Annotated in this window: 17 protein-coding genes; 10 read left to right on the top strand and 7 right to left on the bottom strand. The window is 60.6% G+C overall.

The genetic code is table 11. The features are described from left to right. Positions 1 to 81: 81 nt before the first annotated feature. From WA302_RS21205 to mtnN, 3 genes are read right to left on the bottom strand one after another with little or no spacing between them, the layout of a single operon-like run. Positions 82 to 696: a TRIC cation channel family protein gene (locus tag WA302_RS21205; protein ID WP_038873529.1), complete on the bottom strand. Its 615-nt coding sequence runs from the start codon at positions 694 to 696 to the stop codon at positions 82 to 84. Further along, a complete protein-coding gene (gene btuF / locus WA302_RS21210) occupies positions 696 to 1,481 on the bottom strand; it encodes a vitamin B12 ABC transporter substrate-binding protein BtuF (protein ID WP_164099481.1) in 786 nt (261 codons plus the stop codon). The genes WA302_RS21205 and btuF overlap by 1 nt, the downstream gene beginning before the upstream one ends. 22 nt (positions 1,482 to 1,503) lie before the next feature. Next, on the bottom strand, positions 1,504 to 2,205 hold the full coding sequence (gene mtnN, locus WA302_RS21215) for a 5'-methylthioadenosine/S-adenosylhomocysteine nucleosidase (RefSeq protein ID WP_049200308.1): 702 nt from the start codon (positions 2,203 to 2,205) through the stop codon (positions 1,504 to 1,506). A 129-nt stretch (positions 2,206 to 2,334) separates the two neighbouring features. On the opposite strand from mtnN, the gene dgt reads away from it, so the two are divergent. Both dgt and degP read left to right on the top strand, forming a co-directional pair. Then, positions 2,335 to 3,852 carry a dGTPase gene (gene dgt, locus WA302_RS21220; RefSeq protein WP_049207270.1) on the top strand — a complete coding sequence of 506 codons (1,518 nt, stop codon included), beginning with the start codon at positions 2,335 to 2,337 and terminating at the stop codon, positions 3,850 to 3,852. 180 nt (positions 3,853 to 4,032) lie between these two features. After that, positions 4,033 to 5,472, top strand: a complete 1,440-nt coding sequence (gene degP / locus WA302_RS21225; protein ID WP_049210253.1) for a serine endoprotease DegP — start codon at positions 4,033 to 4,035, stop codon at positions 5,470 to 5,472. A 68-nt stretch (positions 5,473 to 5,540) separates the two neighbouring features. Here the strand turns inward: degP and barA are convergent, their stop codons facing one another. Beyond that, the gene (barA, locus tag WA302_RS21230; RefSeq protein ID WP_049204768.1) at positions 5,541 to 8,267 is read right to left on the bottom strand and encodes a two-component sensor histidine kinase BarA; all 2,727 of its coding nucleotides are present in this window, start codon (positions 8,265 to 8,267) and stop codon (positions 5,541 to 5,543) included. 66 nt (positions 8,268 to 8,333) lie between these two features. Between barA and rlmD the strand changes: the two genes are divergently transcribed. The 8 genes from rlmD to WA302_RS21270 all read left to right on the top strand — a co-directional run bounded on the left by rlmD (position 8,334) and on the right by WA302_RS21270 (position 19,292). Beyond that, positions 8,334 to 9,683: a 23S rRNA (uracil(1939)-C(5))-methyltransferase RlmD gene (gene rlmD, locus WA302_RS21235; RefSeq protein ID WP_025301596.1), complete on the top strand. Its 1,350-nt coding sequence runs from the start codon at positions 8,334 to 8,336 to the stop codon at positions 9,681 to 9,683. A 9-nt stretch (positions 9,684 to 9,692) separates the two neighbouring features. Continuing rightward, entirely contained in the window at positions 9,693 to 11,924 is a 2,232-nt protein-coding gene (gene relA / locus WA302_RS21240; protein WP_025301597.1) for a GTP diphosphokinase, read from the top strand. Positions 11,925 to 12,026: 102 nt separating this feature from the next. Further along, complete coding sequence (gene mazG, locus WA302_RS21245) at positions 12,027 to 12,821, top strand: nucleoside triphosphate pyrophosphohydrolase (protein WP_060448156.1); 795 nt, start codon at positions 12,027 to 12,029, stop codon at positions 12,819 to 12,821. Positions 12,822 to 13,172: 351 nt separating this feature from the next. Beyond that, complete coding sequence (gene pyrG / locus WA302_RS21250) at positions 13,173 to 14,810, top strand: glutamine hydrolyzing CTP synthase (protein WP_004932674.1); 1,638 nt, start codon at positions 13,173 to 13,175, stop codon at positions 14,808 to 14,810. 81 nt (positions 14,811 to 14,891) lie between these two features. Beyond that, a complete protein-coding gene (eno, locus tag WA302_RS21255) occupies positions 14,892 to 16,187 on the top strand; it encodes a phosphopyruvate hydratase (RefSeq protein WP_025301599.1) in 1,296 nt (431 codons plus the stop codon). Between the two features lie 286 nt (positions 16,188 to 16,473). Beyond that, the gene (locus WA302_RS21260; protein ID WP_025301600.1) at positions 16,474 to 17,664 is read left to right on the top strand and encodes an NAD(P)/FAD-dependent oxidoreductase; all 1,191 of its coding nucleotides are present in this window, start codon (positions 16,474 to 16,476) and stop codon (positions 17,662 to 17,664) included. After that, positions 17,661 to 18,065 carry a hypothetical protein gene (locus tag WA302_RS21265; protein ID WP_080271238.1) on the top strand — a complete coding sequence of 135 codons (405 nt, stop codon included), beginning with the start codon at positions 17,661 to 17,663 and terminating at the stop codon, positions 18,063 to 18,065. The genes WA302_RS21260 and WA302_RS21265 overlap by 4 nt, the downstream gene beginning before the upstream one ends. A 30-nt stretch (positions 18,066 to 18,095) precedes the next feature. Then, positions 18,096 to 19,292 (top strand): methionine gamma-lyase, encoded by a 1,197-nt coding sequence (locus WA302_RS21270; RefSeq protein WP_025301602.1) that lies wholly within the window; start codon positions 18,096 to 18,098, stop codon positions 19,290 to 19,292. Positions 19,293 to 19,329: 37 nt separating this feature from the next. On the opposite strand, the gene WA302_RS21275 is transcribed toward WA302_RS21270, so the two are convergent. The 3 genes from WA302_RS21275 to hutU form a co-directional block, all read right to left on the bottom strand. After that, positions 19,330 to 20,724, bottom strand: coding sequence for an amino acid permease (locus WA302_RS21275; RefSeq protein WP_025301603.1), 1,395 nt, complete (start codon positions 20,722 to 20,724; stop codon positions 19,330 to 19,332). Positions 20,725 to 20,826: 102 nt separating this feature from the next. Further along, on the bottom strand, positions 20,827 to 22,362 hold the full coding sequence (gene hutH, locus WA302_RS21280) for a histidine ammonia-lyase (protein WP_025301604.1): 1,536 nt from the start codon (positions 22,360 to 22,362) through the stop codon (positions 20,827 to 20,829). Then, positions 22,359 to 24,050 (bottom strand): urocanate hydratase, encoded by a 1,692-nt coding sequence (gene hutU, locus WA302_RS21285; RefSeq protein ID WP_025159649.1) that lies wholly within the window; start codon positions 24,048 to 24,050, stop codon positions 22,359 to 22,361. The genes hutH and hutU overlap by 4 nt, the downstream gene beginning before the upstream one ends. Positions 24,051 to 24,348: the final 298 nt, after the last annotated feature.

The raw sequence follows: 24,348 nt of genomic DNA on the forward strand, positions 1-24,348 counted from the left end.
AAATAATACCACTGAACCCGTTTTTAGTCTAATAAATCACCCGGTGCGGCGTTGCCACGCGTCGCCCCGCAGGGCGACGGCTCAGCGTTCGAGAATAAAGGCGGGCAGCTTGAGGTGCCAGCGGATGGCCGCCAGCCGAATGGCCAGCGTGATGATCATGCCCAGCATCATGGCCTGTTGCAGCGGCATGTGGAAGGTGTAAAACGCCGTAGCGTGCACGATGCCGCCGATGATGCAGGCGGTGGCGTAAATTTCGGTGCGCAGGATCATCGGGATCTCGCGCGCCAGCACGTCGCGGATAATGCCGCCGCCGACGCCGGTGATCACTCCCATGCAGATCGCCACCAGCGGGCCGGTGCCGGCCGCGAAAGCCTTGTTGACGCCGATGCCGACGAACACCGCCAGCCCGACGGCGTCGAGCACCGGCAGCACCCATTTCGGCAGGCGGCGCGGCTGGCGCACCAGCAGCAGCGTCAAGACGCAGGTGATCATCGCCACCACCAGATCGGTGGGATCCTTGACCCAGAACACCGGGCCGTTGGCCAGCGCCATATCGCGGATGGTGCCGCCGCCGACCGCGGTGACCACGCCCAATACCAGTACGCCGAACGGATCCATGCGCAGCTTGCCGGCTAACAGTACGCCGGAGACGGCGAACACCGCCGTGCCGAGAATATCCAACCAGAACACCAGCATCAGCGGATCTCCGCCAGCTGGCGGCACAGCTGCTGCGCCGCCAACAGCAGGCGCGGCCCGCCGCGATTGAACCAGTCTTCGTTCAGCGCGATCACCGGCACCTGCAGCTGCGGCGCCCAGAAGGCTTTCACATTGGCGGCCTCTTTCGCGCCGCCGGTGATGACGATGGCCTGGGGTTGACGCGCCAGCACCTGCTCGCGGCTGATCTGCGGCCAAGGGGTGCGGCTATCGGCGAAGACGTTCTGCCCGCCGCACAGCGCCAGCACCTGGCTTTGCAATGTGGCGCCGGAGCTGGTGAACAGCGGCTGGGTGCCGAACTGCAGCAGCACGCGCCGTGGTGAGTTAGCGGCGTATTGTTGCTTGAGAGCGGCGAACTGGCGGCGAAGGTCGTCTGCCGCCTGATGCGCCTGATCCGGGTGCGGGCTGTATTGCGCCAGCTTATCCAGCAAGCCGGCGATCCCCCCGAGGTTGTCGGCGTCCGCATAGAAGATCGGGATGCCGAACGCGGCGAGCTGATCCAGCACGCGCTGCGGATTGCCGCCGCGCCAGGCGAGGATCAGGTCCGGCTTGAGCGCCAGCACCCGCTCCAGGTTGATGCCCTGCCAGGAGGCCACCTGCTCCAGCTTGGCGGCCTGCGGCGGGTAATCGGAATAGGCGCTCGCCGCCACCAGCACCTCGCCCATGCCGGCGGCATAGGCGAGCTCGGTGGCGTTGGGCGCCAGGCTAATCACCCGCTGGGCGGCGTCGACCGGCAGGGCCAGCCAGAGCGCCAACAGACAGAGCATCGAGGTGAAGCGCAGCCTCACATCAACCGCGCTTGGCCAGGGTTTGCAGCATGGCATTGACCATCAGCGTAGACTGCTTGGCCGCTACCACCAGGAACTCGTCGAAGCTCATGTGCGACTCGCTGTCGGCGACGTCGGAAATGGCGCGCACCACCACGAACGGCGTGCCGAACAGATGGCAGACGTGGGCGATCGCCGCGGCTTCCATTTCCACGGCGGCGACGCGCGGGAAAGTGGCGCGGATGCGCGCCAGCGGCTCGGCGCCGTTGATGAAGGCGTCACCGCTGCAGATCAGGCCGCGCACCGCGTGCAGATCCAGCTGTTTGATGCAGCTTTCCGCCAGCGCGATCAGCGCGTCGTCGGCGACGAACGCCGCCGGGCAGCCGGCCATCTGGCCCGGCTCGTAGCCGAAGGCGGTGACGTCGGCGTCGTGGTAGCGCACTTCTTCCGACACCACGATATCGCCCACGCGCAGCGTGCTGGCCAAGCCGCCGGCGGAACCGGTGTTGATCACCAGATCCGGGCTGCAGTGTTCCAGTAGCAGGGTGGTGCCCATGGCCGCAGAGACTTTGCCGATGCCGGATTTCAGCAAGGCCACGTCAACGCCGCCGATCTGGCCGGTGTAGATTTCGCAGCCCGCGCGCTGGATGGTTTGACGGTTTTCGATTTGATCGCGCAGCAGGGTGACTTCCTGCTCCATTGCGCCGATGATGCCTACTTTCATAAATAACACTCGCTGATTGGCCGTGAGAATTGCGGCATAGTCTATCATGGCTGTGTATCAGAGATAATGCGTTGCATCCGCTGCCGGGAATTGTTATCACGGGGGCAGGGCGCAACGGCGGAGAAACAGATGTCCGGGATCGACTTCAAGCAAAAAATCAGCTTCCAACGGCCTTTCAGCAAACCGATCGAGGCCGAGGAAGAGTACGACATTGTGCGGCAGTTCGAGAGCGATCGCGGGCGCATCGTCAACTCGGCCGCCATTCGCCGTCTGCAGCAAAAAACCCAGGTGTTTCCACTGGAGCGCAACGCGGCGGTGCGCAGCCGCCTGACGCACTCGATGGAGGTGCAGCAGGTTGGGCGCCACATCGCCAAAGAGATCCTCAATCGCTTCAAACAGGCGGGGAGAATTGATGAGCTCGGCTTGACCCGGCTGCTCGATCCGTTTGAAAGCATCGTGGAAATGGCCTGCCTGATGCACGACATCGGTAATCCGCCGTTCGGACACTTCGGCGAGTCGGCGATCAACGACTGGTTCGCCCAGCGGCTCGATCCCGCCAGCTGCGGCAGCGAGCCGGGCAGCCACGATCGCTGCCAGGTGGCGACGCTGCGCCTGCATGAAGGGGAGGGCGATCTGAACCGGCTGCGCAGCCGGATCCGTCAGGATCTCAGCCACTTCGAGGGCAACGCCCAGGCGATCCGCATGGTGTACAGCCTGCTCAAGCTCAACCTGACCTACGCGCAGGTCGGCTGCATTTTGAAATACACCCGCCCGGCCTACTGGGCGAGCGACATCCCTGCCAGCCACAGTTACCTGATGAAAAAGCCCGGCTACTATCTGGCGGAAGAGGCCTTCGTCGATCGGTTGCGGCGCGAGCTGCACATGGGCGAGTTCGATCGTTTCCCGCTGACCTATATTATGGAGGCCGCCGACGATATCTCGTACTGCGTGGCCGATCTGGAAGACGCGGTGGAGAAGAGCATTTTCACCGTCGAGCAGCTGTATCAGCACCTGATTCAGGAGTGGGGCGAGGTGGTGCCGGGCGATCTGTTCGACAAGACCGTCGCCAGCGCGTTTCGCAAGATCGATCGCGGCGGCGCGCGGCGCAGCGCGGAAGATCAGTTCTTCATGTATCTGCGGGTGTTTACCGTGGCGCGGCTGGTGCCGCATGCGGCGCAGCGCTTTATCGACAATCTGGACGCGGTCTATCAGGGCAGTTTCAATCAGGCGCTGCTGGAGGATTCCAGCCCGGCCTATCGGCTACTGAAGATATTTAAAAATGTGGCGTTCAAGCACGTGTTCAACCACCCTGAGGTCGAGCAGCTCGAGCTGCAAGGCTATCGGGTGATCAGCGGCCTGCTGGACATTTACAGCCCGCTGTTGGCGATGTCGCTGGCGGACTTCAGCCAGCTGGTGCGCGAGGACAGCCATCGCGCTTATCCGATTGAAACACGCCTGTTCCACAAGCTGTCCACCAAGCATCGGCTAGCGTATGCGGAGGCGGTAGAAGGGCTGCAGCATTTATCGCCGGAGCAGCAAGGCATTCGGGAATATTATTTCCGCGCGCGTTTATTGCAGGACTATATCAGCGGAATGACCGACCTGTACGCCTATGATGAATATCGTCGATTGATGGCGGCGGAATAATTGAGCTGAAGAATAATTGCCAGCAATTCCAACCGGTTGGCTGTCTCGAGTTTTGTAAAGACGGACAATATTTGTTTACTATTGCCAATCATCTGTGCCGGAACTTCGGGCTATTAATTAACTCTGAATAAGCACGCAAGACGGCCATTCTTTTTGAACGACTTTATAAGAGACACACAGATGAAAAAAACCGCATTAGTTCTGAGCGCACTGGCATTCAGTATCGGTATGGCGATGGGCCCGGCGACGGTCAGCGCCGCTGAAACCGCCTCTTCCAGCACCCAACAGCTGCCGAGCCTGGCACCGATGCTGGAGAAGGTGATGCCTTCCGTCGTGAGCATTAACGTTGAGGGCAGCACCACGGTCAATACGCCGCGCATGCCGCAGCAGTTCCAACAGTTCTTCGGTGAGGATTCGCCGTTCTGCCAGGACGGTTCGCCGTTCCAAGGCTCGCCGATGTGTCAGGGCGGTGAACAGCCAGGGCCGGATGGCCAGCCGCAGGGCACGCAGCAGAAATTCCAGGCGCTGGGCGCCGGGGTGGTCATCGATGCCACCAAGGGCTATGTGGTGACCAATAACCACGTGGTGGACAACGCCAACAAGATCCAGGTGCAGCTGAGCGACGGACGCCGCTTCGACGCCAAAGTGATCGGCAAGGATCCGCGTTCCGATATCGCGTTGATCCAGCTGAAAGACTTCAAGAACCTGACGGCGATCAAGATGGCGGACTCCGATCAGCTGCGCGTCGGCGATTACACCGTGGCGATCGGCAACCCGTACGGGTTGGGTGAAACCGCCACCTCGGGCATCGTGTCCGCCCTGGGGCGCAGCGGCCTGAACATCGAAAACTACGAAAACTTTATCCAGACCGATGCGGCGATCAACCGCGGTAACTCCGGCGGCGCGCTGGTTAACCTGAACGGCGAGCTGATCGGCATCAACACCGCGATCCTGGCGCCGGACGGCGGCAATATCGGTATCGGCTTCGCTATTCCGAGCAACATGGTGAAAAACCTGACGGCGCAAATGGTCGAGTATGGCCAGGTGAAACGCGGCGAGCTGGGCATCATGGGCACCGAGCTGAACTCTGAGCTGGCCAAGGCGATGAAGGTCGATGCGCAGCGCGGGGCCTTCGTCAGCCAGGTAATGCCGAAATCTTCCGCCGCGAAGGCGGGCATCAAGGCCGGCGACGTGATCGTCACCATGAACGGCAAGGCCATCTCCAGCTTCGCCTCGTTCCGGGCGGAGATCGGCACGCTGCCGGTCGGCAGCAAGATGTCGCTGGGCATTATTCGCGACGGCAAGCCGGTAACGATTGACGTCACGCTGGAGCAAAGCGCGCAGACCCAGGTGGCCTCGGGCAATATCTACACCGGCATTGAAGGCGCCGAGCTGAGCAATACCCAGGTCGGCAACGTGAAAGGCGTCAAGGTCGACAGCGTGAAAGCCGGCAGCGCCGCCGCGCGCATCGGCCTGAAAAAGGGCGACGTGATCCTGGGCGTGAACCAACAGCCGATCCAGAACCTGGGCGAGCTGCGTAAAATCCTCGACAGCAAACCGTCGGTGCTGGCGTTGAATATTCAGCGTGGCGATAGCCAACTGTACCTGCTGGCGCAGTGATAAACATCAGGCGCTAAAAGCAACAAAGGCACGCTACGGCGTGCCTTTTTGCATTATGGCCTGAGGATTCAGGCCGGTTGCGCCAGATGCGCGCGCGCCGCGTGGATCACCAGTTCAATCTCATCCAACAGCTCCAGCCACTCCGGCTCCAGTTCGTCGTTGGTGATGCCCTGGCGCAGCTGCCGCTCGAGGTAGAAACACAGCTGCTTGAGGCGCGGCACGCCGCTGTAGCTGCAGCTGCCGTGCAGCTTATGGACCAGGTCGAGGATCTCGTCGTCGTGTTGCCCCTCGAGCAGCGCCTGCACCCGTTCGCGCACCTGCGGCAGGAAATCGAGCAGCATTTGCAGCAGATCGCGCGCCAGATCCGGTTTATTGGCCGCCTGGCGCAGCGCCAGCGGCCAGTCGAGCGACAGCGGGGCATCGTCGGCAACGGCGCTTTCCACGTCGCCGCTGTGGTAGCGCGACAGCACGCGGGTCAGCATTTTCTCGTCGATCGGCTTGGCCAGGTAGTCGTCCATCCCGGCCTGTAGCAGATGCTCGCGTTCGCCGCTGGCGGCATGGGCAGTGACGGCGACGATCGGCGTGGAGTTGTGGTGCGGCAGTTGGCGGATCAGTTCGCTGGCGTGAATGCCGTCCATCTTCGGCATTTGAATGTCCATCAGGATCAGATCCAGCACGTTGTTGCGCGCCAGCGCCAGCGCTTCCTCACCGCTCTCGCACAGCAGCGTTTTTTCCACCTGTTCGCCCAGCAGCGTGCCGATCAGCTTCAGGTTGGCCGGGTTGTCGTCCACCGCCATCACCGTCAGCGGCAGACGTTTACGCTCAGGTGGGGCGGCGAGCCGATCGGGCGTCTCCATTCTCAGCAGCGGGAACAGACGCGTGCTGGTGATAGGCTTGATCAGGCAGCCAAGCGCACCTTGTTGCTTGAGCAGTTCGGCGTCGATCTGCGCCTGGCACGGCAGCGCCAGAATCACCCGATCGGCCAGCTTCAGCGAGGCCAACAATTTGTCCTGATGCTGCGCCATGTTGTCGCGGAACGGGATCGGCACGCCGGCCAGCAGGAAATCGTAATGGCCTGACGGCAGCTGGCCCAGCGTCGGCGAGTGGGTGATCACCAGCTGCGTGACGCTGAGCATGTTGAGTGTCGCCTGTGCCGCCGTCGGGTTGGACTCGATATAGGCCAGCGTTTTGCCGTTCAGATCCGGCAGGCTCGGCGCCAGCGACAGCATGCCCTCGTTCAGATCCAGCGTGATGTGGAACCAGAAGGTCGAGCCGCGATTCAGTTGGCTGTGGAAGCAGATGTCGCCGCCCATCTCCTTCACCAGCTTTTGCGTGATCACCAACCCTAGCCCGGTGCCGCCGTGGCGGCGGGAGATGCTGGCGTCTGCCTGACGGAATGCCTGGAACAGCTGCGACTGCTGGCGTTCGGAGATGCCGATGCCGGTGTCGTGGATCTGCACTTCCACTTCCACCCGGCGATCCAGCTGTTTGCGCAGCTCGACGCGGATATCGATATTGCCGGTTTCGGTGAACTTGATGGCGTTCCCCAGCAGGTTGGTGATGATTTGCTGCAGGCGCAGCGAGTCGCCGATCACCTGCTCCGGCACGTCGTTGTGCACATCCAGCGTCAGCTCCAGCCCTTTGTCGTGGGCGCTGGGGGCCAGCAGCACCACCACTTCGTCCAGCGTTTCGCGCAGGGCGAACGGAATATGCTCCAGCACCAGCTTGCCGGCCTCCAGCTTGGAGAAGTCCAGCACATCGTTGATGATGGTCAGCAGGTTGTTGGCCGAGCGTTCGATGGTCTGCAAATAATCGGTTTGGGTTGCGCTCAGATCGGTTTTCAGCATCTGGCGGGTAAAACCGATCACGCCGTTGAGCGGGGTACGCAGCTCGTGCGACATGTTGGCCAGGAATTCGGACTTGATGCGCGCTGCCTCCTGCGCGCGTTTTTTCGCCAAATCCAGCTCGACGTTCTGGATCTCCATTTGCTCCAGCGTTTCACGCAGGTCGGAGGTGGCCTGATCGATGTTCTGCTGCATCTCTTCGTGATAGGCGGTAAGCGACATCGCCATCGAGTTGATGCCGTTCTTCAGCATGTGCAGCTCGCCGAGCATGTAGCCCTCCACGCGGCTGTCGAGCTGGCCGCGGCGGATGCGGTCGACGGTGTTCACCATGTTGCGGATCGGGCCGGTCACGTCGCGCATCAGCCGGTAAGCAAACAGGATGGCGATACACATGCACAGCAACAGCAGCAGGGTGGAGACGAACACCTCTTTATATTGCTGCAACCGCACCGACTGCAGATCCAGCTCGATCGCCACATAGCCCAGGTTGTTGTCGGGGTGGCTGCCGCCGTCAGCGGTTTCATCCGGATATTGGTTTTCCGACAGGATCGGCGTGCGGAGGATCAGCGAATCGCCGCGTCGGGTGAGCATCAGCTCGGTGGGCAACGGCACGCCTTTCGGCAGCTGCAGCTGAGCGAAGTTGTGATGATAATTGGAGGTGACGAACAAATTGTTCTGCGCATCGAACACGGTGATCGAACGCACGATGTCCGAATGGCGGCGGTGCAACAGGCTGACCAACTGCCTGACCGATTCGCGGCTGCGGAACGTCATGCCGTACTCGCTGGCCACCGCCAGCGGCTCGATGATGCTGGCGCCGGCGTCGACCAATTGCTCCTGCAGCTCGTTATAGCGGTGCACCACGAAGAAGGTGCTGAGCAGCAAACCAATCAGCAAGGTCGGGGCCAGAATCAGGATCATCATGCGCGCACGCAGGCTGTATTTGGTCATGGGATTCCAATGTGGGAGAATTGACAGCTGACACTAGCTTAATGAACCAGCACACAATCGACAAATATGGCGCAATTCTACTCTCCCAAACGCCGCGTGACGACCCGGCAGAGCTCACAAATCTTCACCGTGACGGTGAGCGATCTCGATCCTTTCGGCCAGGGCGTGGCGCGCCACGACGGCAAAGCGGTGTTCGTGCCGGGCGTATTGCCGGGCGAGCAGGCGGAAATCCAGCTGACCGAAGACAAGCGCCAGTTCGCCAAAGGCAAGCTCAAGCGCCTGCTGAGCCGCAGCCCGCAGCGGGTGGCACCGCGCTGCCCGCATTTCGGCGTGTGTGGCGGCTGCCAGCAGCAGCATGCGGATGAGGCGCTGCAGCAGCAGAGCAAGGCGGCGGCGCTGGTGCGCATGATCGCCCGCGAAACCGGGGTGACCCCGCAGCAGGAACCGGTGATCGCCGGCCCGGAATACGGCTATCGCCGCCGCGCCCGCCTGAGCCTGGCGTGGCAGCCGAAGCTGCAGCGCCTGATGATGGGGTTTCGACAGGCGGCCTCCAGCGAGCTGGTAGCGGTGGAGCACTGCCCGGTGCTGCGCCCGGAGCTGGAACAGCTGCTGGCGCCGGTGCGCGCCTGCCTGAGCGGGCTGCAGGCGGTGCGGCGGCTGGGGCATGTGGAGCTGGTGCTGGCGGATAACGGCCCGCTGCTGGTGCTGCGCCATCTCGATGCCCTGAAAGAGGCGGATCGCCAGGCGCTGTTGGCGTTTGGCGAGCGGGAAAACGTCGCTGTTTATCTGGCGCCGGACAGCGACCGCGTGGAAAAACTGTGCGGTGAAACGCCGTATTATCAGGTTGACGGGCTACGCTTAGACTTCAGTCCGCGCGACTTTATTCAGGTCAATGACGCCGTAAACCAACAAATGGTGGCGCAGGCCCTTGAATGGCTCGACATTCAACCCAATGATCGGGTGCTGGACCTGTTCTGCGGCATGGGGAATTTCACCCTGCCGCTGGCGCGCCGCGCCGCTGCGGTGGTGGGCATCGAAGGTGTTGCCACGCTGGTAGCGAATGGGCAATATAATGCACATAAGAATAAGCTGAATAATGCGTCGTTCTTCCATGAGAATCTGGAGGACGACGTTGAGCGGCAACCTTGGGCAGCACAAGGGTTTGATAAGGTGATGCTGGATCCCGCCCGCGCCGGTGCGGCCGGGGTGATGTCACACATTGTAAAACTGGCGCCGGCGCGGGTGGTGTATGTTTCCTGTAACCCCACCACGCTGGCTCGCGACAGCAAAGTGCTGTTGAACGCCGGTTATCGTCTTGCGCGCGTGCGGATGTTGGATATGTTTCCGCACACGGGGCATCTTGAATCAATGGCGCTGTTTATCAACGAGCGCGCGCCAGAGGTCGCTGCAAAGTAGGGAGAAGTTATGGTTGCGGTAAGAAGTGCACATCTGAATACGGCGGGTGAGTTCGCTCTCGATGAGTGGATCGCCGGCTTGGGGCTACCTAACCCGCAGTCATGTGAGCGATTGGCCGCAACCTGGCGTTATTGTGAGCAGCAGACCCAAAACCATCCCGACGCCTCGCTGCTGCTGTGGCGCGGCCTGGAGATGGTGGAAATCCTCTCGACGCTGAGCATGGACAACGACAGTATGCGCGCCGCGCTGCTGTTCCCGCTGGTGGACGCCGGCATCGTGCAGGAAGAGACCCTGACCGAAGCGTTCGGCAATGGCATCGTCGCGCTGGTGCACGGCGTGCGCGACATGGACGCCATTCGTCAACTGAAAGCCACCCAAAACGACTCGATGGCCTCCGAACAGGTCGACAACGTGCGCCGCATGCTGTTGGCGATGGTGGAGGATTTCCGCTGCGTGGTCATCAAGCTGGCGGAACGTATCGCCCACCTGCGCGAGGTGAAAGACGCGCCGGAAGACGAACGCGTGTTGGCGGCGAAAGAGTGTTCCAACATCTACGCCCCGCTGGCTAACCGGCTCGGCATCGGCCAACTGAAGTGGGAGCTGGAAGATTTCTGCTTCCGCTACCTGCACCCGGAAGAATACAAGCGCATCGCCAAGCTGTTGCATGAGCGCCGCATCGATCGCGAACAGTTCATCGACGACTTCGTCGCCGGGCTGCGCGCCGAGATGGCCAAAGAAGGCATTCGGGTGGAGATTTACGGCCGGCCGAAACACATCTACAGCATCTGGCGCAAGATGCAGAAAAAGCACCTGGCGTTTGACGAACTGTTCGACGTGCGCGCGGTGCGCATCGTGGCGGAGCGTCTACAGGATTGCTACGCGGCGTTGGGCATCGTACATACCCACTTCCGCCACCTGCCGGACGAGTTCGACGACTACGTCGCCAACCCGAAACCCAACGGCTACCAGTCGATCCACACTGTGGTGCTGGGGCCGCGCGGCAAAACCGTCGAGATTCAGATCCGCACCCGGCAAATGCATGAAGACGCCGAGCTGGGCGTGGCCGCACACTGGAAGTACAAAGAGGGCGCGGGCGTGACCGTGCGCTCCGGCTACGAAGAGCGCATCGCCTGGCTGCGTAAGCTCATCGCCTGGCAGGAAGAGATGGCGGACTCCGGCGAAATGCTCGACGAAGTGCGCAGCCAGGTGTTCGACGATCGGGTCTATGTCTTTACCCCGAAAGGCGACGTGGTGGATCTGCCGGCCGGCTCCACGCCGCTCGATTTCGCTTACCACATTCACAGCGACGTCGGTCACCGCTGTATCGGCGCCAAGATCGGCGGCCGCATCGTGCCGTTTACCTATCAGCTGAAGATGGGCGATCAGATTGAGATCATCACCCAGAAACAGCCAAACCCGAGCCGCGACTGGCTGAACCCGAACCTGGGCTACGTGACCACCAGCCGCGGGCGCTCGAAGATCCACAACTGGTTCCGCAAGCAGGATCGCGACAAGAACATTCTCGCCGGCCGCCAGATGCTGGACAACGAACTGGAGCATCTCGGCATCAGCCTGAAAGAGGCTGAGAAGCTGTTGATCCCGCGCTACAACATGAACTCGCTGGACGAGGTGTTGGCGGCGATCGGCGGCGGGGACATTCGCCTGAACCAGATGGTGAATTACCTACAGGGCAAGTTCAACAAGCCGAGCGCCGAAGAGCAGGATCGCGAGGCGCTGCGCCAGCTGGTGCAGCAGAAAGCGCCGCCGCCGACCCGCAACAAGGATAACGGCCGCGTGGTGGTGGAGGGCGTGGGCAACCTGATGCACCACATCGCCCGCTGCTGCCAGCCGATCCCGGGCGACGACATCGTCGGTTTTATTACCCAGGGGCGCGGTATTTCGATCCACCGTGCGGACTGCGATCAGCTGGTCGATCTGCAATCGCATGCGCCGGAGCGCATCGTCGATGCGGTGTGGGGTGAAAGCTACTCCAGCGGTTATTCGCTGGTGGTGCGCGTGATGGCCAACGATCGCAGCGGGCTGCTGCGCGATATCACCACCATTCTGGCCAACGAAAAGGTCAACGTGCTGGGCGTCGCCAGCCGCAGCGATACCAAGAAGCAGTTGGCCACTATCGACATGGATATCGAAATCTACAACCAGCAGGTGTTGAGCCGGGTACTGGCGAAATTGAATCAGCTGCCGGACGTGATAGACGCCAAGCGTTTGCACGGCAACTAAGCCCATATCGCCTTTCGGGCCGTATCGATAGCGGATGCGGCCCGAAATCCATGAACTCTGCGGGCGCTCCCCTGCGCCCCCATTCTTTCTCAGAGATTTTTTATGACCCAATCCACTCCGCTGCAGCGTCTGCTGAACATCATGAAAACGCTGCGCGACCCGCAGCTCGGCTGCTCGTGGGACCGCAAGCAAACCTTCGCCACCATTGCGCCTTATACGTTGGAAGAGACTTACGAAGTGCTGGACGCCATCGAACGGCAGGACTACGCCGATCTGCGCGACGAGCTGGGCGACTTGCTGTTTCAGGTGGTGTTCTACGCCCAGATGGGGCAGGAGCAGGGGCTGTTCGATTTTGATGAGGTGTGCACCGCCATCAGCGACAAGCTGGAGCGCCGACATCCGCACATCTTCGGCGACGCCGAGGGCGGAGACAGCGAAGCCGTGGCGGCGCGCTGGGAGCAGCTGAAGGCCGGCGAGCGCGCCGAAAAAGCGCTGCACTCGGTGCTGGACGATATTCCGCAGGCGTTGCCGGCGTTGATGAAAGCGCACAAGATCCAGAAACGCTGCGCCTCGGTCGGCTTCGACTGGAACACTTTGGGCCCGGTGCTGGACAAAGTGTACGAAGAGATCGACGAAGTGATGCACGAAGCCCGCCAGGCGGTGGTCGATGAGCGCAAGCTGGAAGAGGAGATCGGTGATCTGCTGTTCGCCACCGTGAACCTGTCGCGCCATTTGGGCCACAAGGCCGAGAACGCGCTGCAGGCGGCGAACCGCAAGTTCGAACGCCGCTTCCGGGAGGTGGAGGCGATCGTCCAGCAACGCGGGCTGCGGCTTGAAGACGCCACGCTGGAGCAGATGGAAGACGCCTGGCAGCAGGTGAAGCGCAAGGAAAGTTGAATCGCTGCAACGACAATGTTGATCGCAAACAAGGTTCACTCAGGCTGAAACGGTTAAGCTTGCAGTCAGGTCACAGGCGTATGGCTGCCGTCGGCAGCAAAAGGCCAACAAACTGAAATCTAAGGCGTTTTATCGCTCGATAGGGGCGGTAAAAAGAAATTTTCTCCGCTAACTCTTTGTATTTCCTAGAGGGTTTAGGCGGCGCCGGCGGAGTAAACCCTGATGAACACGGGAGGGCGGCCGAGATGATGGACAGCAAAACGATCGTTTGTAGGTCAGGAGAGGTTCGGGTATACTACTTTCCCGTCCTGGTTCTTCCATCGTCTTTAAACCTAAACTCTCAGGTTCAGCATGACAACTAATTATATTTTTGTGACCGGCGGGGTCGTATCCTCTCTGGGTAAAGGCATTGCCGCAGCCTCTCTGGCGGCTATTCTTGAAGCCCGTGGCCTCAACGTTACCATCATGAAACTGGACCCGTACATCAACGTGGATCCGGGCACCATGAGCCCGATTCAGCATGGGGAAGTTTTCGTCACCGAAGACGGCGCAGAAACCGATCTGGATTTGGGTCACTACGAGCGCTTCATCCGCACCAAAATGTCGCGTCGCAACAACTTCACCACCGGCCGCATCTACTCCGACGTGCTGCGTAAAGAACGTCGCGGCGACTATCTGGGCGCGACCGTGCAGGTCATTCCGCACATCACCAACGCGATCAAAGAACGCATCATCGAAGGCGGCGAAGGCCACGATGTGGTGCTGGTGGAAATCGGCGGCACCGTCGGCGATATCGAATCGCTGCCGTTCCTCGAAGCCATCCGTCAGATGGCGGTGGAAGTGGGCCGCGAGCACACCCTGTACATGCACCTGACGCTGGTGCCTTACATGGCGGCGGCGGGCGAAGTGAAAACCAAGCCGACCCAGCATTCTGTAAAAGAGCTGCTTTCCATCGGTATTCAGCCTGATGTGCTGATTTGCCGTTCCGATCGCGCGGTTCCTGCTAACGAACGCGCGAAAATCGCGCTTTTCTGTAACGTGCCAGAAAAAGCGGTTATCTCTCTGAAAGACGTTGATTCTATTTATAAAATCCCAGGCCTATTGAAATCTCAGGGGCTGGACGATTATATTTGTAAACGATTCAGCTTGAACGCACCGGAAGCCAACCTGGCCGAATGGGAACAGGTGATCTACGAAGAAGCCAATCCGGGCGGCGAAGTGACCATCGGTATGGTCGGCAAATACGTTGAGCTGCCGGATGCCTACAAGTCGGTGATCGAAGCGCTGAAACACGGCGGGCTGAAAAACCGTCTGACCGTGAACATCAAGCTGATCGACTCGCAGGACGTAGAAACCCGCGGCGTGGAAGTGCTGAAAGGGCTGGATGCGATCCTGATCCCGGGCGGCTTCGGCTACCGCGGCGTGGAAGGCAAAGTGATGACCGCACGCTATGCGCGCGAGAACAACATTCCTTACCTGGGCATTTGCCTGGGCATGCAGGTGGCGTTGATGGAGTTCGCTCGCAACGTGGCCGGCATGGAAAACGCCAACTCCACCGAGTTTATGCCAGACTGTAAGTACCCGGTGGTGGCGTTGATCACCGAATGGCGCGACGAAGACGGCAACGTCGAAGTGCGCAGCGAAGAAAGCGATTTGGGCGGCACGATGCGCGTAGGTGGCCAACAGTGCAACCTGAGCGACAACAGCCTGGTGCGTCAGCTGTACGGCGAACCGACCATTGTCGAGCGTCATCGTCACCGTTACGAAGTTAACAACATGCTGTTGAAGCAGATCGAAGCCGCAGGGCTGCGTGTCGCCGGTCGTTCCGCCGACAACAAGCTGGTCGAGATCATTGAACTGCCGAATCACCCGTGGTTTGTAGCCTGTCAGTTCCACCCGGAATTTACGTCTACGCCGCGTGATGGGCATCCGCTGTTCGCCGGCTTCGTGAAAGCCGCAGGCGAGCATCAGAAGCGCCAGGTGAAATAAAATATTTGGTGGGCGGCGCGCGGTGAGAACCGCGCGCTGTTTGTCTGGAGTTTTAGTTTAACTTGTACTGAGGAAAACCTAATGTCCAAAATCGTTAAAGTCATCGGTCGTGAAATCATCGACTCCCGCGGTAACCCGACTGTTGAAGCCGAAGTTCATCTGGAAGGCGGTTTCGTCGGCTTGGCTGCTGCGCCGTCAGGTGCTTCTACCGGTTCCCGCGAAGCGCTGGAACTGCGTGACGGTGACAAGTCTCGTTTCCTGGGTAAAGGCGTACTGAAAGCCGTTGCTGCAGTAAACGGTCCGATTGCTCAGGCAGTACTGGGTAAAGATGCCAAAGACCAGGCGAACATCGACAAGATCATGATCGATCTGGACGGCACCGAAAACAAATCCAACTTCGGCGCCAACGCCATTTTGGCGGTTTCCCTGGCAGCAGCGAAAGCGGCCGCAGCCTCTAAAGGCATGCCGCTGTACGAGCACATCGCTGAGCTGAACGGCACCCCAGGCAAATTCTCCATGCCACTGCCGATGATGAACATCATCAACGGCGGCGAGCACGCTGACAACAACGTCGACATTCAGGAATTCATGATTCAGCCGGTTGGCGCGAAGACCCTGAAAGAAGCGGTGCGCATCGGTTCTGAAGTGTTCCACCACCTGGCGAAAGTTCTGAAAGCCAAAGGCATGAACACCGCCGTGGGCGACGAAGGCGGCTACGCGCCAAACCTGGGTTCCAACGCCGAAGCGCTGGCCGTTATCGCTGAAGCGGTAAAAGCGGCGGGCTACGAGCTGGGCAAAGACGTTACTCTGGCGATGGACTGCGCGGCTTCCGAATTCTACAAAGACGGTAAATACGTGCTGGCCGGCGAAGGCAATAAAGCCTTCACTTCCGAAGAGTTCACTCACTTCCTGGAAGAGCTGACCAAACAGTACCCAATCGTGTCTATCGAAGACGGCCTGGATGAATCTGACTGGGCGGGCTTCGCTTACCAGACCAAAGTGCTGGGCGACAAAATTCAGCTGGTGGGCGACGACCTGTTCGTGACCAACACCAAGATCCTGAAAGAAGGCATCGAGAAAGGCATCGCTAACTCCATCCTGATCAAATTCAACCAGATCGGTTCTCTGACCGAAACTCTGGCTGCAATCAAGATGGCGAAAGACGCTGGTTACACCGCGGTGATCTCTCACCGTTCCGGTGAAACCGAAGACGCGACCATCGCCGACCTGGCGGTAGGGACTGCGGCTGGCCAGATCAAAACCGGCTCCATGAGCCGTTCTGACCGCGTTGCTAAATACAACCAACTGATCCGTATCGAAGAAGCGCTGGGTGACCGTGCGCCATTCAACGGCCTGAAAGAAGTTAAAGGCCAGTAAGTTCGACCGATTCGGTTGTTAAATAAAAACCCGCTGCGGCGGGTTTTTTTGTGGCTATAACCGATATATTAACCAGTAGTTATTTATTAAAAACGGTAGTTTTTAACGGGGTAAATTTATTCCGATATCTCTCTTTCCCGTTTTTATATTCCCATTTTATTTGCTTTATAACTATTCGTTACTAGACTGCCAATAAGGCAGTTTATTTCTCGCCGTTCTGCCGTAGAACTTCATCATCACCATACCTTAATACTGCCGGCTTGCTGGCCGGTTGAGCGGGGGCTTGATGCGACAGCGAATCATCATTATCGGCGGTGGAACCGGCGGCACCATCCTGGCCAATTTATTGGCCGCAAAATTACACCAAGAGATTATTAATAATAAAGTCGAGTTATTAATGATATCGGATTCGCCGCTGCATTATTACAAGCCGGCGTTTATGTATGTGGCGTTCAATGCTTTTTTCAAGCAAGAGCTCACGCGTTCACAGCGGAGTTTATTGCGGCCTGAAATACAGTTTATTGTTGATAAAGCGCAATCTTTCGATTTAAAACAGCGAAGTATAGCTACGCAAAGCGGTAAAATTTATTCCTATGACTTTCTGGTCTTTGCTACCGGCTGTGTCCCTTGGCCAGAACGCATCGAAGGATTGGCGCAGGCGGGCGATCATTTTTATCAGTATCAGGCCGCCAGGCGGCTGGCGCATAAGCTGGCGACGATCGAAAAAGGCCGAATTTTCATCACCGTGTCCTTCCCCGAAACGCCCAACGTGCCCCATCAGTGCGGCATTGCGCCGATCGAAACCACCTTGATGCTGGACGACTACCTGCGGCGGCGCGGCGTGCGCAAGGCGGTAGAGATTGTGTACACCTACCCGACCATTTCCCAACTGCTGCGCAACTGCCTGTTTTTGCAGCGGCCGACCGGCGAAGCGCTGCCCGCCATTTTTGCCGCGCGCGACATTCGCCACCAGCGTGGGTTTACCCTCAGCCGGGTAGACGCCCAGCGTAACATCGCCTATTCCGCCGAAGGGGAAGAACAGCCGTTCGACATTCTGATGGCAACGCCGCCGATTCGCGCAGTCGAGGCGGTGCGCAATACCGGGTTGAGCGAGAGTCAAAACGGCGAAGGCTGGCTGCCAACCGATCATCAAACGCTGCAGGTCTACGGCCAGCAGGGCGTATATGTGATCGGCGATACCGTGGATTTGCCGGTCAGCAAGGCCGGCGGCTCTTGCCATAATCAGGCGCCGGTCATTGCCGACAACATCGTGGCGGAAATGCGGCTGGGCCAGCCCGTGAGCCATTACGATGGCAAGGTGCAGGCGGTCGCGCAAATGGGGCTGAATGCCGGCATGCCGCTGGTCTACGACTACCGGCATGACGTACTGCCGACGCCCGCCACCAAGGTAGGCGGCATGCTGCGTAATGGGTTTAACCGCGGCCTTTACTGGGCCACGGTAAGGGGGCTGATATGACGGAAAGCACGGTGCATGCGGCGGACCTGCAATCATTGGCGGCGTTGCTCGAGAAATTGCAGCCGCTGCTGGCGGGCGGGCGGTTGGATAACGTGGTCGATCTGTTGTCGCTGTTGTCGGACGTGGTGGATATCGCCGACAACGCGCTGGTGGAGAAACTGGCCGGCGTGTTTGAAGGGCTGGTTACGGTCGGTTGGGAGGGGGGGACTGCGTTGCAGATGGCGCACAGCGAGCTGCAATTGAATCCTCCGCCGGCCAGTTTTCGCGCGCTGTACGCCTTGCTGAAGCAGCCGGATACCCTGCTGGGGTTGACGCTGCTGCTGCGTACTTTACAAATCATCGGCCAGCGCACGCGAGACAGCGCATTGCCGCCGGCCCTTTCGGATGAATCAACGAATTAAGCTTCACCCACTCAGGTAAGGAGTTGTGTTATGTCCGCTACAGCAGTTGGCCACGACTTTGCCACCCGGGCTATTCATTACGGCTACGATCCTCAGCGGTATCAGGGGGCACTGTCTCCGCCGGTGTTTATGAGCTCTACGTTTGCTTTTCCCACCGCGGAATACGGCGGTGCCTGCTTTGCCGGCACCGAGCCGGGGTACTTTTATTCGCGCATCGCCAATCCGACGTTAACCCTGCTCGAGCAACGCATCGCCAACCTGGAGGAGGGGGAGGCGGCGGTGGCGTTCGCTTCCGGTATGGGGGCGATCACCGCGTGTTGCTGGACGCTGCTCAGACCGGGCGATGAGCTGATTGTCGATGAAACCGTCTATGGCTGTACCTTCAGCTACTTTCATCATGGCCTGGCACGCTTCGGCGTCAAGATAACCCACGTTGACCTGACCCGGCCGGAGCGGCTAGCGTCGGCCATGGGTCCGCATACCCGACTGGTGTATTGCGAAACCCCGGCCAATCCCAATATGCGCTTGGTCGATATCGCCGCCGTAGCGGAGATCGCCCATCGGCATCAGGCGCTGCTGCTGGTGGACAATACCTACTGCACGCCCTATCTACAGCGGCCCTTGGCGTTAGGTGCCGATATCGTGGTGCACTCGGCGACCAAGTACCTCGGCGGGCACGGCGATCTCTTGGCCGGGATAGCGGTGACGCGCCAGGCGTTGGCCGAGGCGATCCGTCTGGAGGGGCTAAAGGACATGAACGGGGCGGTACTGTCGGCGCAGGATGCCGCGCTGGTGCTGCGTGGGATGAAAACCTTGCCGCTGCGTATGGAACGTCATTGCGATAACGCGCAGCGCCTGGCAGAGATGTTGGCGGAGCATCCGGCGGTCGAGCGGGTGTATTACCCCGGCCTGGCGAACTTCCCGCAGCATGCGTTGGCGCAGCGGCAAATGGCGCGCCCCGGCGGCATGCTGGCGTTTGAACTGCGGGGCGGCATGCGTGCAGGCATTCGCTTCCTCAATGCGCTGCAGCTCATTTTGCGCGCGGTCAGCCTGGGCGATTGCGAAAGCCTGGCGCAACACCCGGCCAGCATGACGCACTCGGCCTACACGCCGGAAGAGCGGAAACGGCACCACATCAGCGAGGGGCTGGTGCGGCTGTCCGCCGGGCTGGAGGCGTTTGACGATCTGCAGGCCGATATCCTGCAGGCGCTGGCGCAAGCGCAATAAAAAAACCCGCCGCAGCGGGTTTTATCAACAGCGGGCGTTACATCTGTTGCGTCGCCGCGGTCACCGGCGAGCCGCCGCCTTTTTTGCGCACCCACAGCCAGTAAGCCACGGTGAGTAAAGCGATCCACACCAGCCCGACGTACAGCGCGATGCGGCTCTCTTCGAAGTAGCCGAGCAGACCGATGACGAACGCCATAAAGGCGGTCGCCAATGCCGGCGCCACCGGCCACCACGGCACCGGGAAGCTCAACTGACGAGTTTCTTCCGGCGACAGCGTGCGGCGCATGACGATCTGCGACAGCAGGATCATCAGCCACACCCAGACGGTGGCGAAGGTGGCGATCGAGGCGATGATCATGAAGACCTTCTCCGGGATCAGGTAGTTGAGCACCACCGCCAGCAGCAGGGCGACTGACATCACCAGCACCGTCATCCACGGCACGCCGCTGGCGGTCAGTTTGGTGAAGCTGCGCGGCGCCTGGCCGTCCTGCGCCATGCCGTACATCATGCGGCCGGCGCCGAAGATGTCGCTGTTGATGGCCGAAATGGCCGCGGTGATCACCACCACGTTCAGCACGTTGGCGGCGGAACTGATGCCAAGGTTGCTGAAAATCTCGACGAACGGGCTGCCGTTCTGGCCGATACTGTTCCACGGATAGATCGCCATCAGCACCGTCAGCGTCAGCACGTAAAACAGCAGGATGCGCACCGGTACGGCGTTGATCGCCTTCGGCAGCACTTTGGCGGGGTCTTTCGCCTCGCTGGCGGTAATGCCGATGATCTCGATGCCGCCGAAGGCGAACATCACCACCGCTAATGACGCGACCACGCCGCCGAAGCCGTTAGGCATAAAGCCGCCGTGTTGCCACAGGTTGCTGATACCGGTGGCGTGTTGGGTTTGCCCGAAACCGAACAGCATCACCGCCGCACCGCCGACGATCATCGCCACGATGGCGGCGACCTTGACCAGCGACAGCCAGAACTCCAGCTCGCCGAAGACCTTGACGCTGCACAGGTTGAGCGCGCCAATAAACAGGATGATGCTGAGCACCCAAACCCACTGAGCGACGTCCGGGAACCACAGCCCCATATAGATGCCGAAGGCGGTGACGTCCGCCAGGGCGACGATCACCATTTCAAAGGTGTAGGTCCAGCCGGTGAGGAACCCGGCCAGCGGGCCGAGGTAGTGGCTGGCGTAGTGGCCGAACGAGCCGGAAACCGGCTGGTGCACCGCCATTTCACCCAGCGCGCGCATCACCATGAACACCGCCGCGCCGCCCACCAGGTAGGCCAGCAGCACGGCCGGGCCGGCCAGCTGGATGGCGCCGGCGGAGCCGTAGAACAGGCCGGTGCCGATCGCCGAGCCGAGAGCCATGAAACGGATATGCCGCGCGTTTAGTCCGCGTCTGAGTTGTGTCGTTTCGTTACGCATGTTGTTTCCCGTTAAGTGTTTGCCGAACAGGCACGCGCTGCCCGCGCCGGGTGGAATGCACCCGGCGGGGCAGAACAAACTGCGTGATTCAGTGTGTGATGATTATGCCTGGCTAGGCAGCAGCGCCGCAGGCAGCAGCGATGTCAGGTGACCGGCCGCCAAAAGTTGGCTGGCGGCTTCAATGTCGGGGGCGAAGAAACGATCCTTGTCGTAGAAACTGACATGCTCGCGCAGCAGACGGCGCGCCTGCTCCAGACCTTCCGAGGTCTTCAGGCCGTTGCGGAAATCCAGGCCCTGGCAGGCGGCCAGCCATTCGACCGCCAGAATGCCGCGCACGTTGTCCGCCATGCTCCACAGGCGGCGACCGGCGGCCGGCGCCATGGAGACGTGGTCTTCCTGGTTGGCGGAGGTCGGGATGCTGTCGACGCTCGACGGATGCGCCAGCGCTTTGTTTTCGCTGGCCAGCGCCGCGGCGGTGACCTGGGCGATCATGAAGCCGGAGTTCACGCCGCCGTTTTCCACCAGGAACGGCGGCAGTTGCGACATGTGTTTGTCCATCATCAGCGAGATGCGGCGTTCGGACAGCGAACCGATTTCGGCAAACGCCAGCGCCAGGTTATCGGCGGCCATCGCTACCGGTTCGGCGTGGAAGTTGCCGCCGGACAGCACGTCGCCCTGTTCGGCGAACACCAGCGGGTTATCGGAGACGGCGTTGGCTTCGATTTCCAGCACCTCGGCGGCCTGGCGGATCTGCGTCAGGCAGGCGCCCATCACCTGTGGCTGGCAGCGCAGGGAGTAAGGATCCTGCACTTTTTCGCAGTTGCGGTGCGAGTCGGAGACTTCGCTGCGCGCGCCGAGCAGGTGGCGGTAGGCGAGGGCGGCGTCGATCTGGCCGCGCTGGCCGCGCACCTCATGGATACGCGCATCGAACGGGCTACGGGAGCCCAGCGCCGCTTCCACCGTCAGGCTGCCCGCCACGGTCGCGGCGGCGAACAGATCTTCGGCATCGAACAGGCCGCGCAGCGCGAAGGCGGCGGAGACCTGGGTGCCGTTCAGCAGCGCCAGGCCCTCTTTCGCCGCCAGCGTCAGCGGTTTCAGACCGGCCTTGGCCAGCGCTTCGGTCGCCGGCAGCCATTGGCCCTGATGGCGCGCCTGGCCTTCGCCCAGCAGCACCAGGCTCATGTGCGCCAGCGGCGCCAGGTCGCCGGAGGCGCCGACCGAGCCCTTCAGCGGGATATGCGGATAAACTTCGGCGTTGACCAGCGCGATCAGCGCCTGGATGACTTCCAGACGAATGCCGGAGAAGCCGCGCGACAGGCTGTTGATTTTCAGCACCATGATCAGGCGCACCAGATTGTCATCGGTGGGCTCGCCCACGCCGGCGGCGTGTGACAGCACGATCGAACGCTGCAGGTTTTCCAGATCGTCGCGGGCGATGCGCGTCGAAGCCAGCAGGCCAAACCCGGTGTTGATGCCGTAAGTGGTGCGGTTTTCTTCAACGATGCGTTCCACGCAGGCCACGCTCTGCTGGATAGGGCCGTAGGCGTTGTCGTCCAGCGTCAGCGTCACCGGGTGTTGATACACGTCGCGTAGCTGGGCCAGCGTCAGTTTGCCTGGGCGAATAGTCAGCGCTTTCATGCTTTTTCTCCTTGGGTCGCGGCAACCATCGGCAGGTTCAGGCCTTGCTCGCGGGCGCAGTCGATAGCGATATCGTAACCGGCGTCGGCGTGACGCATGACCCCGGTAGCCGGGTCATTGTGCAAGACGCGGGCGATGCGCTCGGCGGCCTCGTCGGTGCCGTCGCAGACGATCACCATGCCGGAGTGTTGGGAGAAGCCCATGCCGACGCCGCCGCCGTGGTGCAGGGAAACCCAGGTGGCGCCGCTGGCGGTGTTCAGCAGGGCGTTCAGCAGCGGCCAGTCGGAAACCGCATCGGAACCGTCTTTCATCGCTTCGGTTTCACGGTTCGGGCTGGAAACGGAGCCGGAATCCAGGTGGTCGCGGCCGATGACGATCGGGGCGGACAGTTCGCCGCGGCGCACCATCTCGTTGAACGCCAGGCCCAGCTTGGCGCGCTGGCCGAGGCCAACCCAGCAGATGCGCGCCGGCAGGCCCTGGAAGCTGATGCGCTCGCGCGCCATGTCCAGCCAGCGGTGCAGGTGTTCGTCATCCGGGATCAGCTCTTTCACCATGGCGTCGGTTTTGTAGATGTCCTGCGGATCGCCGGACAGCGCCGCCCAGCGGAACGGCCCGATACCGCGGCAGAACAGCGGACGGATGTAGGCCGGCACGAAGCCCGGGAAGTCGAAGGCGTTGTCGACGCCGGTTTCTTTCGCCATCTGGCGAATATTGTTGCCGTAGTCGAAGGTTGGCACGCCCATCTGCTGGAACGCCAGCATGGCTTTGACGTGATCGGCCATCGACTGCTTGGCGGCGGCGACCACTTTGGCCGGCTCGGTTTGCGCGCGCTGGCGATACTCTTCCCAGCTCCAGCCCTTCGGCAGGTAGCCGTTCAGCGGATCGTGGGCGCTGGTCTGGTCGGTGACCATGTCCGGGCGCACGCCGCGGCGCACCAGCTCAGGCAGGATTTCCGCCGCGTTGCCGCACAGAGCGATAGAGATGGCTTTGCCTTCTGAGGTGTATTTCTTGATGCGGGCCAGCGCGTCGTCCAGATCTTTGGCCTGCTCATCGACGTAGCGGGTTTTCAGACGGAAATCGATGCGGCTCTGCTGACATTCGATGTTCAGCGAGCAGGCGCCCGCCAGCGTCGCGGCCAGCGGCTGCGCGCCGCCCATGCCGCCCAGACCGGCGGTCAGCACCCAGCGCCCCTGCAGGCTGCCGTCGTAGTGCTGGCGGCCCGCTTCAACGAAGGTTTCATAGGTGCCCTGAACGATGCCCTGGCTGCCGATGTAGATCCAGCTGCCGGCGGTCATCTGGCCGTACATCGCCAGGCCTTTGGCGTCCAGCTCGTTGAAGTGTTCCCAGGTTGCCCAGTGCGGCACCAGGTTGGAGTTGGCGATCAGCACGCGCGGCGCGTTGCTGTGGGTTTTGAAGACGCCGACCGGTTTGCCGGACTGCACCAGCAGGGTTTCGTCTTCTTCCAGCGTTTTCAGGGTTTCGACGATCTTGTCGTAGCAATCCCAGTCGCGCGCGGCGCGGCCGATGCCGCCGTACACCACCAGCTCGTGTGGGTTCTCCGCAACTTCAGGATCGAGGTTGTTCATCAGCATGCGTAACGGCGCTTCGGTCAGCCAGCTTTTTGCGTTTAATTGTGTGCCGCGTGGCGCGCGTACATCGACATTGCGAACTTTGTTATTTGTAGTCACAGCAGTTTCCTCAAACAGTATCGGTGCAGATTCCATGCCGCGGTGGGGATGAGTACCACGGCATAACAATGCATAGGGCTTATTAACATATACTTGTATGTACAAGCATATGCAACACTGACCAGTTGCCGCTGAAAAGTGGCATAAGAAAAAGTTATTTTCTTTTTATATCAGGTTGATATGAGATTTTTTACCGCCGGTCTCACGTACGGAAAGCCGGAGAAAAGTGAGCTGTTCGGCAAAAATTAATTAAAATTGACTCATTTTTGGGCGGCTAGTCACAATATTTTTACAGTCT

Source organism: Serratia sp. 201 (assembly GCF_037027545.1).
GTDB lineage: Bacteria > Pseudomonadota > Gammaproteobacteria > Enterobacterales > Enterobacteriaceae > Serratia > Serratia bockelmannii.